We start from the raw sequence: 15,914 nt of genomic DNA, 5'->3' as shown, positions 1-15,914 counted from the left end.
GGGAAAGGTCCATAACGAAGCATTGCGCGCCGTTACAGCTACCTTTCCAATTGGACCCCGGCCTCCGCCGGGGAGGTGACCCGGTGGGGTGGAGCGCCTCGATTACTGAGGCGCTCGAAGGTGCGTTACGCCTCGGTCTTCGTCGGAGCCTTCTTCGCGCGTGGCTTCTTCGCCGGCGCGTCCGCAGCCTCGGTGCCTTCCGCGTTTTCCGCAGCAACCGGCGACGATTCCGTCACGGCCGTCTCGGCTTCGACAGGAGCCGCCTTCTTCTTGGCAGGTGCCTTCTTCGCAGGCTTGGCCTCTTCCGTCGCATCCGAAGCAGGCGCTTCTTCCGTCACGGCGTCGTCCGAAGCAGCCGCGTCGTCGGCCGGTGCTGCCTTCTTCTTGGCGGCAGCCTTCTTCTTCGGCTTGTGGTCATGACCCTCATGGTCATGATCGTCATGGTTGTGGACGTGCGTGCCGCTCGCGAAACCATCCTCACTCTCGATCGCTGCTTCCAGCTCCTCGCGCGTCGTCTCGCGGTCGGTGATCTCGGCCTTCTCGAACAGGAAGTCGACGACCTTGTCCTCGTACAGCGGCGCACGCAGCTGGGCGGCCGCCATCGGCTCCTGCTGGACGTACTGCATGAACTGCTGGCGCTGCTCGGCCGGATACTGCTGCGCAGCCTGGGCGATCAGACGCTGCATTTCCTGGTTGGAAACCTCGACGCCGTTCGCCTGGCCGATTTCGGACAGGAGCAGACCCAGGCGCACGCGACGCTCGGCGATCTTGCGGTAATCGTCACGCTCGCCTTCCATCTCGGCCATCGCAGCCTCGGGATCGGCCTCATGCGTGGCTTCGTGCTGGAGCTGCGACCAGATCTGGTTGAACTCGGCTTCGACCATCGACGGTGGCACTTCGAAGTCGTGACCCTCGGCGAGCTGATCGAGCAGCTTGCGCTTCATGTGCGTGCGCGTGAGACCGTTATGCTCCTGCTCGATCTGACCCTTGAGCAGGCCGGTGAGCTGCTCGAGGCTCTCGAGACCGAGCGACTTCGCCAAATCCTCGTCGATCTTGCTCTCGCCTGCGGTCTTCACCGACTTGACGGTGATGTCGAACGTCGCCGGCTGACCCGCGAGCGACTTCTCCTGATACTCCTCGGGGAAGGTCACGTTCAGGACCTTGTCGTCGCCGGTCTTCACGCCGACGAGCTGATCCTCGAAGCCCGGGATCAGACGACCGGCGCCGAGCTCGACGCCCATGTCGGTGCCGGTGCCGCCCTCGAATGCGACGCCGTCGGCGGTCTTGCCGACGAAATCGACGGTGACGAGATCGCCCATCGCCGCGACATAATCGTCGGCTGCGTCGTCCCACTTCTTCTGCTGGTCGGCGAACTTCTGGAGCTGCTCGGTGACCGAATCGTCGGCGACGGGCACGGTCAGGCGCTCGAGCTTCAGGCCGTCGATCGCGGGTGCGGGGACCTGCGGAAGGACCTCCATCTCGACCTTGACGACGGCGTCCTTGCCGAGGTCATAGCCGTCTTCCAGCGCGACCGAAGGCTGCATCGCGGGGCGAAGCTGCTTCTCGGCGACGAGCGTCTGGACGCTCTCCTGGATCGCCGCGTTCAGCGCGTCCTGCGTCAGCGCCGGGCCGTGCATCTTGCGGATGAGGTTCGCCGGTACCTTGCCCGGACGGAAGCCCGGCATCTTCATCTGCGGCGCGAGGCGCTTCAGCTCGACATCGACCTTGGCATCGATATCCTTCGCGGTGATGGTGAGCGTAAAGGCGCGCTTGAGGCCCTCGTTCAACGTCTCGACAGTCTGCATGTCCGGCCTTTGTCTAAAAGAGCATTCAGGATAATTCTTCGGGCGGTCGCCTCGCCTGCGCGGCGGGCTGGTGCGGGCGAAGGGACTCGAACCCCCACATCTTGCGATACTTGGACCTAAACCAAGCGCGTCTACCAGTTCCGCCACGCCCGCACAGGACATCGCCGTAGCGGGCGCGTCTATACCAACGTTGCATGCCGGGGCAAGCAGATAGGCAACTCCCCATGATTACGGGCGTTGAACATCCAGAAGGAGAAGCATCATGGCTACCCAACCCCCGGCAGAATTTCCGACGCCCACGTCGCCCGCCGAACCGACATCGCCGCCACCCGAGTTCAATCCGCCCGCGCCGGACGTCGATTTTCCCGATCCCGGTAGTCCGTCGAACGACCCTGCCCCCATCCAGCCCGAGTTTTGAAGACATGACCGATCCCCATTCCGGCACGAACCCCGAAACGCTCCCCGAAGACCGTGACGAGGATACCCGCAGCGATATTGAACAGGCGGTTGAGTCGCGCTCCGATGCCGTCGAGCGCGGCGACGGCGGCGACGAGCCCGAGACGTTCACCGACAGCGGCCTGCCCGACGGCGTCGGTGGCACCGGCGGCGTCGTCAAGAACCAGGACGGCGACGCGCAGTAAGCGTCAGAGGATCGGCAGGTGGCGGTCGGCGCGATACGCATCGACCGCCATCGACAAGCCGGCGATTTCCGCCGTCGAGAGCAGGAAAGCGCGTTCGGTGCCGTTCTGCGCCGTGATCTTGAATGGCCATGACGTGGTTCCATCGCCGACGGACAGTCTGGCACTGGCCTTCAACACTGGCGCGGCGATAGCAAACCCGACTGTTTCAGACCTCAGGCAGGCAAAGCCCCTCGGGCATGATGCCTTCAGGCGCGCAATCCGCTGCGTCGCAATCGCGCGCGGCCCGGCGGGCGTTGCATAGTTTGCGGTATCCCAATTCGCCCAACCATAGCCGCGATACCGTAATATGACGTAGGCCTGGTACGCGGTCCGTCCCGTCGTCTTGTCGATGAAAGCGCGAAGAAAGACGTCATCGAGCGCGGGCCCCAGCAACGGCCTTCGCTCGACGAAGCCGTTCGCGGTGGTGATCGTCGCGACCGTGTCCAGATCATCGTCTTGGAGCGTCGTTCGGGCCTGGAATTGCGCCGGCGTCATGGCCGCAAGCCGCCGCTCGACGCTGGACTGGCGTGATGCGGCCGATGCCGGACCGCTGGCGAGCAGCGCGATGGCGACCGGCATTGTCCATCTGATCGCCATCTGCCGCCCCCGGGTCGTAGTGAAGCGGGTACGACTGCGATGCGCAATCCACTGGGACGGCAATCCGGCCGGTTTCGGATCGATCCCTTTCGCGATTGTGGCGCGCTCCCGCATCGGTCAGCACCGATACAGGTTGTCGCAACTAGGCTAAGATACTGCACTGACCACTGTTTTCAGGATCCATCGATCTTCACGCTTCCCAACCCCGGCCAACCGCACACGCTCTATCTGGCCCTCGGCATCGCCGTCGCCGTGATCGTCGTTGCGCGGCGCATTCCGATCGTGCGGACGCTGGTGAATATCGGCATGACGCTCGTACTGGTCGGCGTGCTGTTCATCGCGGTCGATCAGCGCCGCCAGTTCGACCCGTATGCGGGCAAGATCGCGCGGTTCCTGAAGATCGAAGACCAGCAGGTGGTCGGCGGAGAAGTCCGAATCCGGATGTCGCCGGACGGTCATTTCTGGGCGCGCGCGACGATCGACGGGGTGAGCCGTCGCCTGCTGATCGACAGTGGCGCGACGATCACCGCGATCTCGGAACAGACGGCGGACGCTGCGGGAATCGACGCGCGAGTGGGCGTGGTGCCGATCGTATTGCAGACCGCCAACGGGTCCATCGCGGCGAAGACGGGCAAGATTGCTACCATGCGTCTTGGCGCGATCGTCGCGCGGGACTCGCAGGTCGTGGTGTCGCCGGCGTTTGGCGAGACCAACGTGCTGGGAATGAACTTCCTGTCACGCCTCGCGTCGTGGCGGGTGGAGGAGAACACGCTGATCCTGGTGCCGCATCATCCGCAGAAGGTGGACGGGTAAGGCTGCCTCCGCCCAAAGCTACTCCCGGACTCCACCCAACTACCCCACCCCGGCGAAGGCCGGGGCCCAGTTGGAAAGGTCGCAGTAACGAAGCGCAGCCCTTAGTTAGCAACGTCGCCCAACTGGGCCCCGGCCTTCGCCGGGGTGGCAGCGATTGGGAGACGGCGCCCCTTCTGTTCCCTCGCGAACGCGGGGGCCCAGGAATCAAGCAGTGCTGCGTTCGGTTACCCTGGACTCCCGCCCTCGCGGGAGAACGGAAAGCACGGGAGACCAGCAGGTGCGGGAGAGAGTGAGGAAGTCGGTAGCCTTACGAAGCCACCGACTCCCCAAGCATCCCCTTCAGCACCTCGTTCACAACGGCAGGGTTACCCTTCCCCCCCATCGCCTTCATCGTCTGACCCACGAAGAACCCGAACAGCTTGTCCTTGCCGCCGCGGTAATCCGCGACCTTGTCCGCATTCGCCGCCATCACCTCGGCGATCACAGCCTCGATCGCCCCGGTATCGCTGGTCTGCTTGAGACCCCGATCCTCGACGACCTTCGCCGCGCCGTCGCCGGTCTCGAGCATCACCTCGAACACCTGCTTGGCGAGGCTGCCCGACAACGTGCCGTCAGCGATCAGCCCCAGCAACTCCGCCGCCTGCGCCGGCGACACCGGCGAGTTCTCGATGTCCTTGCCGGTCCGGTTCAGCGCGCCGAACAGCTCCGACGTCGTCCAGTTCGCCGCCGCCGCCGGCTTCACACCCGCATCGAGCAACGCATCGAACCACCGCGCCGCCTCGACCTCGGCGGTCAGCACCGTCGCCTGATACGCGGTGATCCCGAGCGCCTCGTACCGCGCGCGCTTCGCATCCGGCAGCTCGGGCAACGAAGCCCGGCACTCGGCCAGGAACGCGTCGTCCAACACCAGCGGCAACAGGTCGGGATCGGGGAAGTAGCGGTAATCATGCGCGTCTTCCTTCGACCGCATCGAGCGCGTCTCGTTGCGATCGGGATCGTAGAGCCGTGTCTCCTGCTGGATCTTGCCGCCGGCTTCGAGCACCTCGACCTGGCGCTTGGCCTCCTGCTCGACCACCGCCATCACGAAGCGCACCGAGTTGACGTTCTTCGTCTCGGTCCGCGTGCCCAGCTCGTCGCCGGGCTTGCGTACGCTGACATTGACGTCGGCGCGCATCGAGCCCTCTTCCATATTGCCGTCGCACGACCCGACATAGCGCAGGATCGATCGCAGCTTCCGCAGGTAAGCCCCTGTTTCCGCAGGCGATGCGAGATCGGGCTTCGACACGATCTCCATCAGCGCGACGCCCGACCGGTTGAGATCGACATAGGACTGGGTCGGATGCTGGTCGTGCATCAGCTTGCCCGCATCCTGCTCGACATGGATACGCTCGACGCCGATCCGCTTGCCCGCGGCATCCGGATTCTTCTCGTCGAGACTGATGTCGATCGCGCCTTCACCGACGATCGGATGATAGAGCTGGCTGATCTGGTAGCCCTGCGGCAGATCAGCGTAGAAATAGTTCTTCCGGTCGAACCGCGACCATTTGTTGATCTGCGCCTCGATCGCCATGCCGGTACGGACCGCCTGGCGGATGCACTCGCGGTTCGGCACCGGCAGCATACCCGGCATCGCCGCATCGACGAGGCTCACCTGCGTGTTGGGCTCCGCGCCGAATGCGGTCGCCGCACCCGAGAAGAGCTTGGCGTTCGACGTCACCTGCGCGTGCACTTCGAGGCCAACCACGACCTCCCACTCGCCGGTTTCGCCCTGGATACGATAATCGCTCATGTTACGACCAAGCCTCTGGTCGCGCGGTAAATCCTGCTCGCTGTTCGATCGCGAGCCCTGCGTTCAGCACGCCTTGCTCGTCGAGCGGCTTGCCGATGATCTGTAGCCCGAGCGGCAGACCCTGCTTGTCCAGACCACCCGGCACCGACATCGCCGGCAGGCCTGCGAGGCTCGACGGCACGGTGAAGACGTCGTTCAGATACATCGCAATCGGATCGGCCGACTTCTCGCCGAGCGCGAACGCCGCCGACGGTGCGGTCGGGGTGAGAAGAACGTCGCACGTTTCCCACGCACGTTCGAAATCGCGCGCGATCAGCGTCCGGACTTTCTGCGCCTGCGTATAATACGCGTCGTAGAAACCGGCCGACAGCACATAGGTGCCGATCATGATGCGGCGCTTCACCTCGGGGCCGAAGCCATCCGCACGCGTCGCGGCGTACATGTCCTGCAAGCCAGCGCCGGTCGGCAGGTCGCGAATTCCGTAGCGGACGCCGTCATAGCGCGCGAGGTTCGACGACGCTTCGGCAGGCGCGATGATGTAATAGGCCGGCAGTGCGTATTTGGTATGCGGGAGCGAGACCTCGACGATCGTCGCGCCGGCATCCTTCAGCCAGTCGATGCCCTGCTGCCAGAGCGCCTCAATCTCCTCGGGCATCCCGTCGACGCGATACTCCTTAGGAATACCTACGCGCAGACCGTTGAGATTGCCGGACAAACCCGCTTCCCATTTCGGCACGTCGAGCTGCAGCGAGGTGCCGTCCTTCGCATCGAACCCGGCCATCGCCTCGAGCAGGATCGCGCAGTCCTTGACGTCGCGTGCCATCGGCCCCGCCTGGTCGAGCGACGAGGCGAACGCGATCGTCCCCCAGCGCGAGCAACGACCGTAGGTCGGCTTGATGCCGGAGATGCCGGTGAAGGCGGCGGGCTGGCGGATCGAGCCGCCCGTGTCGGTGCCGGTCGCGCCGGGGCAGAGCCGTGCCGCGACCGCCGACGACGAACCGCCCGAAGACCCACCCGGTGCCAGCGACGCATTACCGCCATCGTTGCGCTTCCACGGCGAGATCACGTTGCCGAACGCCGAGGTCTCGTTCGACGAGCCCATCGCGAACTGGTCCATGTTCAGCTTGCCGAGCATCCCCGCGCCCGCGTCCCAGAGATTCTGCGAGACGGTCGACTCGTAGGTCGGCGTGAAGCCTTCGAGGATGTGGCTCGCCGCGGTCGTCGTGACGCCCTTAGTGCAGAACAGGTCCTTCATGCCGATCGGCACGCCAGCTAGCGGCTTGAGCGTCTCGCCGGCTGCGCGCGCGGTATCCGCAGCAGTGGCGGCGGCGATCGCGTGTTCGGGCGTCTCGACAAGAAACGCGTTCAACGCCTTGGCCTGGCTCACCTTCACGATGAACGCATCGGCAACTTCGCGCGCCTTGAACGAGCCATCGCGCACGCCATCGCGGATGCCTGCGATCCCGAGATCGGTAAGGTCGGTCATTATTCGATCACCTTCGGCACGGCGAAGAACCCGTGTTCGGCCACCGGGGCATTGGCCAAAACCTGCTCACGGATGCCGCCGCCGGTCAGCGGGTCGGCGTTGACGATGTCGTCGCGCATCCGCAGCGTGTTGGGGATGACGGCGGTCATCGGCTCGACGCCGGTCGTATCGACCTCGCCCAGCATCTCGATCCAGCCAAGGATGTTTCCGAGTTCCGGCGCCATGCGGGCGGCGTCCTCGTCGGTGATCGCGATGCGCGCAAGGCTCGCGATCCGCTTCACGGTTGCAGTATCTACGGACATGGGTTGCGGCTAGCACCCGCCGCAGCAGGGGCGCAACACCCTTCTAGCTCCCTGCCCCCTTCTGGTTCCCCCGCGGAGGCGGGGGCCCAGGATTACAAACGATACCGCCCGAGATCCTGGGCCCCCGCCTCCGCGGGGGAACCAGCCTTTTCCGGGCCGCCGCCGGTTTCCCCAACAAGAACGCACCGATTGCAACCTTCCCCCGCATACGGCACGGGAGCCGGACCGCCTGCACGGAAGGTCCCGCTTGGCCCGCAAGTTTCTCTATTTCGTCGCCGCGATGATCGTCCTCGCGATCGCCGCGCTGCTCGCCTACCGCCTGTTCGGCACGCAGTTGATGCGCGTGGCGATGGTCCCGAGCGAGACTTTCCAGGCGCAACGCGAAGCCCCGCGCAACATCTACGCGCGGAAAATCATGTGGCTCGCCCGCCCCGACGCGCCCGGCAATCCCGCGCTGTGGACGCCGCCCGGCTACGCGCCCGGCGAGCGCGGCACGGGCGCGGCGATCTTCTTCATCCACCCGACCTCGTACATCAATCGCGACCACTGGAACGCGCCGATTGACGACCCCGAGACCAATGCGCGGGCAGAACTGTTCCTTCGCGGCCAGGCAAGCGCCTTCAACGAGGCCGGCGACATCTGGGCACCACGCTATCGTCAGGCGACGTTCGGCGCGTTCCTGACCAGCGCCGCAGATAGCGAACGCGCGCTGGCGCTGGCGTACGGGGATGTCTCCGCCGCATTCGACCGGTTCCTCAAGGAGGTCGGCCCGACCCGCCCGATCATCCTCGCGGGCCACAGCCAGGGTGCGCTCCACCTCACCCGTCTGCTCCGCGACCGGATCGCCACCGACCCGAAGCTGAAGGCACGGATCGTCGCGGCGTATGTCGTCGGCTGGCCCGTTTCGCGCGCGACCGACCTGCCGCGCATGGGCCTGCCCGAATGCCGCGCTGCGGACCAGACCGGCTGCATCCTGTCGTGGGAGAGTTTCGCCGAACCCGCCGATCCGTCGCTGATCGTCGACACCTACGACCAGACTACCGGTTTCGACGGACAGCCGCGCAAGGCCACGCCGATGGTCTGCACCAACCCGCTGACCGGCACCGCCGACGCGGTCGCGCCTGCCACCGCAAATCTTGGCACGCTGGTCCCGTCCGCCGATCTGAAAACCGCGACGATGGCAATCGGCAGCGTCCCCGCGCGCTGTGCGGACCGCGGCTTCCTGCTGATCGGCGAGGGCCCGAACCTCGGCCCGTACGTGCTGCCCGGCAACAACTACCACGTCTACGATTACAGCCTGTTCTGGGCGAACATCCGTGCCGACGCCAACCGCCGCCTGAAGGCTTTCAAATGATCACGCTCTCCGCCGCGCAGTTCCGTGACGCACTCCCGAACGGCGGCCGGCTGATCGGCCTCGACGTCGGCACCAAGACGATCGGCACCGCGCTCTGCGATGCGGGCTGGTCGTTCGCGAGCCCCGCGCTCCTTATCCGCCGCACGAAATTCCAGAAGGACAAGGCCGCGCTCGCCGACATCATCAAGGCGCAGGCGGTCGTCGGGCTCGTCATCGGGTTGCCGATCAACCTCGACGGCAGCGAGAGTCCGCGCTCGCAATCGACGCGCGCGTTCGCACAGAACCTCAAGGACATGGGCCTCCCCATCCTTCTCCAGGACGAACGCTGGTCGACCGTTGCCGTCACCCGCACGCTGATCGAACAGGACGCGAGCCGCGCCAAACGTGCCGAACTCGTCGACAAGATGGCCGCCGCCTACATTCTCCAGGGCGCGATCGACGCGCTGGTGACGGCACAGATCTAGCGCACGACCCGGTAGAGCGTGGACTGACCGTTGGTCCATATCAGGCGAAGATCCGCCGCCTTCGCCGCGCCAGGCGGAAAACCGATCGTCCACACATGCGTGAATGCGGCACGAGGAAAATGCGCGATCGCTGTCGCGAAATTCGAGCCAATGTCGGGACAGATTGACGGATAGACGCTTTGGCTAGGGTCCGAGGTGTAGGGCGCGGCAATCTTGTAGCGAATGTGCAGCGCCTGCTGCCCCTCGATCGCCCATTGCTCGTTGGTGAACGCGTCGCGTCGCACGATCGCCAGACCGGGAAGATGATCGCGCCTGAGATCGGTCCACGCACCGTTGCAAGGCCGCGCGACGAGCGACAGCACCGCCGCCCCCTGCGGAAGAGCTGCGATTGCCGCGAGCTCGCGCTGCTGTTCGATCGAGCGCTCTGCAAAACTGGCCGTGGTCCCTGTCAGACGAATCAGCGCGAACCCTACCGCCATCGCCGCGAGCATCCGGGACCAGCCAGCATCCGTCGGCCGTATCGCGATCAGCCCGAGCATCATCGCCGCTGGTGCCATTCGCATGTCCACATAGGCCCCGCCCATCAGCAACCGTGGCAGAACGACGAAGGCAGCCAGGCACAAGAGCGCAGGCCAGCCAAGCAGGGCCGAAAACCCCATCCGCCGGCTTCGCAAAGCGAAATACAGCACGAGGATCAATGGCAGCAACGACAGCAGATCGAACCACTGCCAGCGGTCGCGGAAGAGCGAGAGAAGCCACAAGGTCTTGATCGGTACATTGAACCAGTCCGCCGCCCCGAGGCCCCCCGCGCCTTTCCCCGCGGACGCGATCATGATGAGCAACGGCATGGCGAGCGAAGCGCATTGGAATGCCGCGAGCCCGAGCGCCACGGGCCAGCGCCGCCCGGCCACGCGATATCGCGCCAAGTCGGCCCCCGCCGCCATCAGCCCCAGTAGCCCCCAGCCAAAGCTGTGCGAAATCCAGACCGCACAGGATATCGGTACGAACACGATCGCGCGCACCATCAGGCGATCCTGCCGCCCCAGCCTGATCCACATCGCCAGCGCGCAGAACGCCAGCGCCTGCGACAGGGCGAAATTCACGAAGCCGAACTGGAACGGCCAGGCATAGGCGAGCGGCAGCGCGAAGATCGCGGTCGGCGGTACTCGCCCATGCGCCTCACGCGCGGTCCATAAAATTCCCGCCACGGTGAGCATCGGGATTGCCATGACCGCCAGCTTTGTCGCCGGTTCGAGCCCGAACAATCGCGTCAGCGCTGGTACGAGCAGGTCCATTCCGAGATTGGGGATCAGCGCCCAGTGATAGGCATAATAGCGCTGGAGATCGGGCGAGGTCGGCAACGCCATCGCGATATGCCACCGGCCCATGTGTCCGGGCAGGTCGCCGAGCGGGGGCAGCGCCGGCCACAATAATGGCACGGCGGACAACAGGATCATCGCGACAGCGAAGCGCCGCGTTTCCCACCAACGTACCCCGGCCGCGTCCACCATTTCGTTCCGCATCATTCCCCCTGTCCCGAACGCCCTCTCACACCCACGCTAAATTCCGGTTAACCATCACGCCGTCCCCCTGCACGCTTGCGGCACTTGCTCCCTTCACCCTTGGCCACTATCCCGCGCTTTTAATGCGAACGTCAGATCACCGCCCCGCCGCCCTCATCGAAGGCGGCGCCGTCTTCCCGCACCGGCATCTCACCGGCATCGACGGGCTTCAGCCACACGAAATCGCGTTCCTCCTTGACGAGGCCGAGACGTGGGTCGGTGCCAACCGGACGCACGCGACCCCTGACAAGCGGCTCGCCGGCCTCACCCAGATCAACGCATTCTTCGAGAACAGCACGCGCACGCTCCTGTCGTTCGAGATTGCCGGCAAGCGGCTCGGCGCGGACGTGGTCAACATGCACGCAGCGCAGTCGAGCGTGAAGAAGGGCGAGACGCTGATCGATACCGCGATGACGCTGAATGCGATGCGCGCGGACGTGATCGTGATCCGGCACATGTCGAGCGGCGCGGTGCGGCTGATCGCCGACAAGGTCGACTGCCCCGTCCTGAACGCAGGCGATGGCCGGCACGAGCATCCGACCCAGGCCCTGCTCGACGCGCTGACGATCCGGCGGCGCAAGGGCTCGATCGCGGGGCAGCGTGTCGTGATCTGCGGAGACCTGCTGCATAGCCGCGTCGCGCGGTCCAACATCCTGGCGCTGACCGCGCTGGCCGCCGAGGTCCGCGTCTGCGCGCCTTCGACCCTGATGCCGCCGATGATCGAGCGCATGGGTGTTACGCCGTTCGCCGATTTCGACAAGGCGCTGGAGGGCGCGGACGTGGTGATGATGCTCCGCTTGCAGAACGAGCGGATGGACGGCGCGTACGTCCCCTCCACGCGCGAGTACCGGCTCCGCTACGGCCTGACGCTCGATCGGCTCGCGAAGGCGGGCCCGGATGCGCTGGTGATGCACCCCGGTCCGATGAACCGCGGCGTCGAGATCGACTCCGCGGTCGCCGATCACGCGCGGTCGGCGATCACCGAACAGGTCGAGATGGGGGTAGCCGTCCGCATGGCCTGCCTCGACGTGCTCACCCGAAGAGCGCGCGGTGTGGAGGGTTGGGCATGATCGTCGCCCTCACCAACGCGACGCTCGCCTGTCCGGTCGGCGGCGTTTCCAAGGGCAATGTGCTCGTTCGCGACGGCGTGATCGTTGCGACCGGTATCGTCGACATTCCGGCCGATGCCGAAACCGTCGACTGCGCGGGCAAGACCGTCGCGCCCGGCATCGTCGATCTCGGTGTGGCGAAGGTCGATCGCGCGGCGTTCCGCGCTGGCGGCATCGTGCGGATCGGCCTCATGCCCGATCAGTCCCCAGTGCTCGACGATCCGGGCATCGTCCAGCGCGCCGCGTTGATCGGCAAACCCGACCTCTGGATCCATCCGATCGCCGCCGCCACGCGCGGCCTCGAAGGTCATGACCTTGCCGAAATGGCGATCTGCCTGTCGGCGGGCGCGAAGGCGGTCGGGACGGGCAAGCGCTGGATCGCCGACAGCGGCGTGATGCGGCGCGTGCTGGCGTATGCACGCGATCTCGACGTGACGGTCATCGCGCATGCCGAGGATGGCGGACTGACCGCTGGCGCAGTCGCGACCGAGGGCGAGACCGCCACGCGCCTTGGCCTGCCCGCAGCGCCTGCCGTTGCCGAGGCGCTCGCGATCGCGCGCGACCTGATGCTCGCCGAGGATACCGGCGCGCGTCTTCACATCCGCCAGGTGACGACCGCCGCCGGGTTCGACCTGATCCGCGCCGCCAAGCGTCGCGGTGTGGCGGTAACGTGCGGCATCACGCCCGCACATCTGCACCTGTCCGAGATCGCGGTCAGCGACTTCCGGTCGTTCGCGCTGCTCTCGCCGCCACTGCGAGCCGAGAGCGACAGGCGAGCGGCACTGGACGCGATTGCGGACGGGACGATCGACGTCCTGTGCTCGGGGCACGAGCCGCGCGGACCGGAAGAGAAACGCCTGCCGTTCGCCGATTCGACGAGCGGCATGGCAGGCGCCGAGACCTTGCTGCCGCTCGCGTTGATGCTGGTGCGCGACGAACATCTGACGCTGGAACGCCTGTTCGCCTTGCTCGCGCGCAATCCGGCGCGCGTGCTCGGGCTGGATTCGGGTACGCTGGAAGTCGGCAAGCCGGCCGACCTGCTGCTGTTCGATCAACAGGCGCCGTGGCAGATCGTCGGCGACGCATTCAAGGCCGAGGCGGGGAATACGCCGTTCGATGGCCTGCCGGTACAGGGTCGCGTGCTGCGCCTTTGGAAAGGCGGCCGCGAGGTTCGGTAAGAATACCCCGTCCTCCCCTGGCAGGGAGGACGGGGTCACGAAGACCAGCCCTAAGACCGCGACGCCATCTGCATGCCCGACTTGCGCAGCCACTGCGCCATAGAGTCGCCGGCGCTCGTTCGGATGAAACAGGTGCCGCCCTTGGCGCGGTACTGGTGGCACATCGCATCCGCCGCCGAACGGCTGAAGCCGCCTATCGACAGGCGATAATAGTCCTCACCGCGCACCTTGAAAGACATCCCGCTCGGCGTGTGGCCCGCAAGCACCGCGAACCTGCGCGATGCACGACCCCAGGCGTCCCGGGCTACGCCCGCGCTTTCGAACGCGCCGAGCTGGACATACCAGTTGCCCGTCGCTGGCGCCTTCGCCACATAGGTCGCGGCGGCCATCGCGCGCGCCGATACGGCCGGAGCCGAGGCGACCTTGATCGGTCCTCGCTGCGATCGCAGCAGCATCGGGGGGAGCGCCTGCACGACCTCCTGCCGAGGACCGAAGGCAACCTGCGACACACCCGCAACCGGTCCGGCGACTGCTGCAGAGGCCATCACGATCGGCGCCTGGGCCGCAACCGGATCGGCCGTCGCCAAGGCCTGCTCGGGAACGCCAGGTGCGGCAAGCCCAGGCTCGCTCAACGCCAGCGCCACCGGCTGTCCCGCATCGGCAACCGCGCGGACGCCGAGCAGCCCGGCCACTTGGTCCGACGCGTGCACGGGCTGCGCGAACGCCACCCATTGCTCGAGCCGCGCATCGACGTCGGCCGGCACCATGTCCGCGGCCGCGACGACCCGCGCCTCCTGCCAGCGCCCGGCGAGCGCAAAACTCAGCGCCAGATTCTGCCGGACCTTCGCGTTCGTCTCGGGCGACCGCGCCACCGCAGTCAACACCGTGATCCCGCCCGCGGTATCACCCGCCAACGACAGCGCCAGACCACGGTCGACGGCTGGAATGATCGCCGCGTTGATTTCCAGCGTATGCCGAGCCGCCTGCCAGTCGCCCGTCGCAACCTGTGACAATGCCAGATTCAACGCCGCCTTGCCGTTGGTCGGCGCGAGCGCCAGCGTATCTGCGAAAGCATGCGAGGCCGATGCGAACCTGCCGCCCTGAAGGTAGCTCTGGCCGAGCAACATGCGGTATTCCGCCGATCGCGGCATCAACGCGACTGCGCCTTCCGCGTAGCCTACCGCCGTCGGACCGTCGCGCCGGGCCAGTGCCGTCTGCGCATTGCCGGCCTTCGCCGCCGCGTCCTTGGCCGCAAGCGCGCCGCTGCGATCGCTGGCAGAGGCCACGCCGCCGCCGTTGGCGGCACAGCCGACCATCGTCCCGCCGAGCATGAGGGCCGCCATGCCACCGAGGAGAAGTGAGCGCGTGTTCATCGGGATGATCCCTGTTCTGACGTTTGGGCTTTGCCGGGCGGTAGTTGCGCCAACAGCGCGTCCACCTCCGGCAGCGTGTGTAGAAAGGCGTCGAGCGCCTGCGTGACGAGGCGCTGCGACGATGCGTTGGCGACCGCGCTCGCCAGCCGAAGCCGCAAGTGCCGATCGGCGTCGAGCCGCAGCGTGAATGCTGCGCGCTTGTGTCTGGCCTTTGAGGCCACATCCCGGGCGATCCGCGCCGCGTCCGCAACCGAAACCGCTATCGCCGGGATCGGTCGCAATTCGATTTTCAGCGGATGTCCTGCGGCGAGCGACGACACCGGTTCGGTTGCGCAGCGAATCGGCGCGGCGTCGTCTCCACCGCCAGCGTCGCCGTTCGCCGACAGTGACGAATCGCATGCCTCCGGCATCATCGCCGGCCGCGCCGCACCCTTGCGGGCCAGCAACGACGACGTCGCGAGAGGAATGCCGCGTACCAAGATCTCAGACCATGATCCGACGACCGAAGCCGCCTGCGACGGAACGGGCAACGGCAGCAGTCGGCACGCTGAACACGGTTCGCCGGAAGTTCTTTTCGAGCCGATCGCAGACATAGCTCCAGAGCGCCTCGATCTCGGCAGTCGACTTGCTCTTCGGATCGAGCTCCATGACCGTACGCCCGTCGATCATCGACACGGCGAAATCGGTCCGTTGATGGACGATGATCGGCGCCACCGTGCCGTGCTGTGACAAGGCGAGCGCGGCTTCGGCGGTGATGCGGGCTTTCGGCGTCGCGGCGTTCACCACGAAGATCAGCGGTTTGCCGGCCCGCGCGCACATGTCGACGGTCGCGCCGACCGCGCGCAGGTCATGCGGGCTGGGGCGGGTCGGCACGATGATCAGCTCGGCGACCTGGATCACGCTCTGGATCGCCATCGTGATCGCGGGCGGGGTATCGATCATCGCCAGTTTGAAGCCCTGTTGGCGAAGTATCTCAAGATCGGCGGCGAGCCTGGCGATCGTGGTCTGCGCGAAGGCAGGCTCGTCTGCGGAACGCTCGTTCCACCAGTCCGACAGCGAGCCTTGCGGATCGATGTCGATGAGCACGACGGGACCATGACCGGCACGCTCCGCCTGGACGGCGAAATGTCCGGTCAGGGTGGTCTTGCCCGATCCCCCTTTCTGCGATGCCAACGCTAGAACGCGCATAAGTCCCCTGCTCCCGGTGGTCCGGCCCCCCGGTATTCGAGCCGGGGATGCCACCCACAGGTCTAAGGACTGGTTAATGCAGTATAACTTGCGTCGCATACGGAACCAAAACGATGGATTAAGTCACTCTTTACCTTGCGCAACGCGCGGCGGCATGGTGAACCGAAGTTGAAATGAGGGTTGTAGGATGACGGCAATGACGGCTTGGCAAAGG

16 protein-coding genes and 1 tRNA gene are annotated in these 15,914 nt (G+C 66.1%); 7 read left to right on the top strand and 10 right to left on the bottom strand.

Going from position 1 to position 15,914, the window contains the following annotated elements; all coding sequences use genetic code 11:
- Positions 1 to 125 precede the first annotated feature (125 nt).
- Together tig and SJY41_RS02865 are read right to left on the bottom strand one after the other, a co-directional pair.
- Positions 126 to 1,805, bottom strand: coding sequence for a trigger factor (gene tig, locus SJY41_RS02870; protein ID WP_380778901.1), 1,680 nt, complete (start codon positions 1,803 to 1,805; stop codon positions 126 to 128).
- Positions 1,806 to 1,873: 68 nt separating this feature from the next.
- Positions 1,874 to 1,958, bottom strand: a tRNA-Leu gene (locus tag SJY41_RS02865).
- A 109-nt stretch (positions 1,959 to 2,067) separates the two neighbouring features.
- Between SJY41_RS02865 and SJY41_RS02860 the strand changes: the two genes are divergently transcribed.
- Together SJY41_RS02860 and SJY41_RS02855 are read left to right on the top strand one after the other, a co-directional pair.
- Positions 2,068 to 2,223 (top strand): hypothetical protein, encoded by a 156-nt coding sequence (locus SJY41_RS02860; RefSeq protein ID WP_380778899.1) that lies wholly within the window; start codon positions 2,068 to 2,070, stop codon positions 2,221 to 2,223.
- A 4-nt stretch (positions 2,224 to 2,227) separates the two neighbouring features.
- Positions 2,228 to 2,446, top strand: coding sequence for a hypothetical protein (locus tag SJY41_RS02855; protein WP_380778897.1), 219 nt, complete (start codon positions 2,228 to 2,230; stop codon positions 2,444 to 2,446).
- 3 nt (positions 2,447 to 2,449) lie between these two features.
- Here SJY41_RS02855 and SJY41_RS02850 read toward each other — a convergent pair whose 3' ends face one another.
- Entirely contained in the window at positions 2,450 to 3,082 is a 633-nt protein-coding gene (locus tag SJY41_RS02850; protein WP_380778895.1) for a hypothetical protein, read from the bottom strand.
- A 39-nt stretch (positions 3,083 to 3,121) separates the two neighbouring features.
- Here SJY41_RS02850 and SJY41_RS02845 point away from each other — a divergent pair, with 39 nt between their 5' ends.
- Positions 3,122 to 3,895: a TIGR02281 family clan AA aspartic protease gene (locus SJY41_RS02845; RefSeq protein WP_380778893.1), complete on the top strand. Its 774-nt coding sequence runs from the start codon at positions 3,122 to 3,124 to the stop codon at positions 3,893 to 3,895.
- Positions 3,896 to 4,202: 307 nt separating this feature from the next.
- On the opposite strand, the gene gatB is transcribed toward SJY41_RS02845, so the two are convergent.
- The 3 genes from gatB to gatC are packed head-to-tail and all read right to left on the bottom strand — an operon-like array spanning position 4,203 to position 7,472.
- Entirely contained in the window at positions 4,203 to 5,684 is a 1,482-nt protein-coding gene (gene gatB, locus SJY41_RS02840; RefSeq protein ID WP_380778891.1) for an Asp-tRNA(Asn)/Glu-tRNA(Gln) amidotransferase subunit GatB, read from the bottom strand.
- A 1-nt stretch (position 5,685) separates the two neighbouring features.
- Complete coding sequence (gene gatA / locus SJY41_RS02835) at positions 5,686 to 7,170, bottom strand: Asp-tRNA(Asn)/Glu-tRNA(Gln) amidotransferase subunit GatA (protein ID WP_380778889.1); 1,485 nt, start codon at positions 7,168 to 7,170, stop codon at positions 5,686 to 5,688.
- Positions 7,170 to 7,472, bottom strand: coding sequence for an Asp-tRNA(Asn)/Glu-tRNA(Gln) amidotransferase subunit GatC (gene gatC, locus SJY41_RS02830; RefSeq protein ID WP_380778887.1), 303 nt, complete (start codon positions 7,470 to 7,472; stop codon positions 7,170 to 7,172). Before gatC ends, gatA begins: the two co-directional genes overlap by 1 nt.
- Before the next feature lie 247 nt (positions 7,473 to 7,719).
- On the opposite strand from gatC, the gene SJY41_RS02825 reads away from it, so the two are divergent.
- Both SJY41_RS02825 and ruvX read left to right on the top strand, forming a co-directional pair.
- On the top strand, positions 7,720 to 8,826 hold the full coding sequence (locus SJY41_RS02825) for a DUF3089 domain-containing protein (RefSeq protein ID WP_380778885.1): 1,107 nt from the start codon (positions 7,720 to 7,722) through the stop codon (positions 8,824 to 8,826).
- Positions 8,823 to 9,290, top strand: a complete 468-nt coding sequence (gene ruvX / locus SJY41_RS02820) for a Holliday junction resolvase RuvX (protein WP_380778883.1) — start codon at positions 8,823 to 8,825, stop codon at positions 9,288 to 9,290. Before SJY41_RS02825 ends, ruvX begins: the two co-directional genes overlap by 4 nt.
- On the opposite strand, the gene SJY41_RS02815 is transcribed toward ruvX, so the two are convergent.
- Positions 9,287 to 10,813: a hypothetical protein gene (locus SJY41_RS02815; protein WP_380778882.1), complete on the bottom strand. Its 1,527-nt coding sequence runs from the start codon at positions 10,811 to 10,813 to the stop codon at positions 9,287 to 9,289. The genes ruvX and SJY41_RS02815 overlap by 4 nt on opposite strands.
- Positions 10,814 to 10,935: 122 nt before the next feature.
- Here SJY41_RS02815 and SJY41_RS02810 point away from each other — a divergent pair, with 122 nt between their 5' ends.
- Positions 10,936 to 11,922, top strand: a complete 987-nt coding sequence (locus SJY41_RS02810; protein WP_380778880.1) for an aspartate carbamoyltransferase catalytic subunit — start codon at positions 10,936 to 10,938, stop codon at positions 11,920 to 11,922.
- Positions 11,919 to 13,139, top strand: coding sequence for a dihydroorotase family protein (locus SJY41_RS02805; protein WP_380778878.1), 1,221 nt, complete (start codon positions 11,919 to 11,921; stop codon positions 13,137 to 13,139). Before SJY41_RS02810 ends, SJY41_RS02805 begins: the two co-directional genes overlap by 4 nt.
- 50 nt (positions 13,140 to 13,189) lie before the next feature.
- Here SJY41_RS02805 and SJY41_RS02800 read toward each other — a convergent pair whose 3' ends face one another.
- The 3 genes from SJY41_RS02800 to SJY41_RS02790 are packed head-to-tail and all read right to left on the bottom strand — an operon-like array spanning position 13,190 to position 15,700.
- Complete coding sequence (locus SJY41_RS02800; protein ID WP_380778876.1) at positions 13,190 to 14,512, bottom strand: SPOR domain-containing protein; 1,323 nt, start codon at positions 14,510 to 14,512, stop codon at positions 13,190 to 13,192.
- A complete protein-coding gene (locus SJY41_RS02795; protein ID WP_380778874.1) occupies positions 14,509 to 14,991 on the bottom strand; it encodes a hypothetical protein in 483 nt (160 codons plus the stop codon). The genes SJY41_RS02800 and SJY41_RS02795 overlap by 4 nt, the downstream gene beginning before the upstream one ends.
- A 4-nt stretch (positions 14,992 to 14,995) precedes the next feature.
- Entirely contained in the window at positions 14,996 to 15,700 is a 705-nt protein-coding gene (locus tag SJY41_RS02790) for an AAA family ATPase (RefSeq protein ID WP_380778872.1), read from the bottom strand.
- Positions 15,701 to 15,914 lie beyond the last annotated feature (214 nt).

The sequence above is a fragment of the Sphingomonas sp. R86520 genome (assembly GCF_042466285.1).
Taxonomy (GTDB): Bacteria; Pseudomonadota; Alphaproteobacteria; order Sphingomonadales; family Sphingomonadaceae; genus Sphingomonas.
The sequence above is the reverse complement of the archived record's forward strand: the minus strand, read 5'-3'. Positions and strand labels throughout refer to the sequence as shown.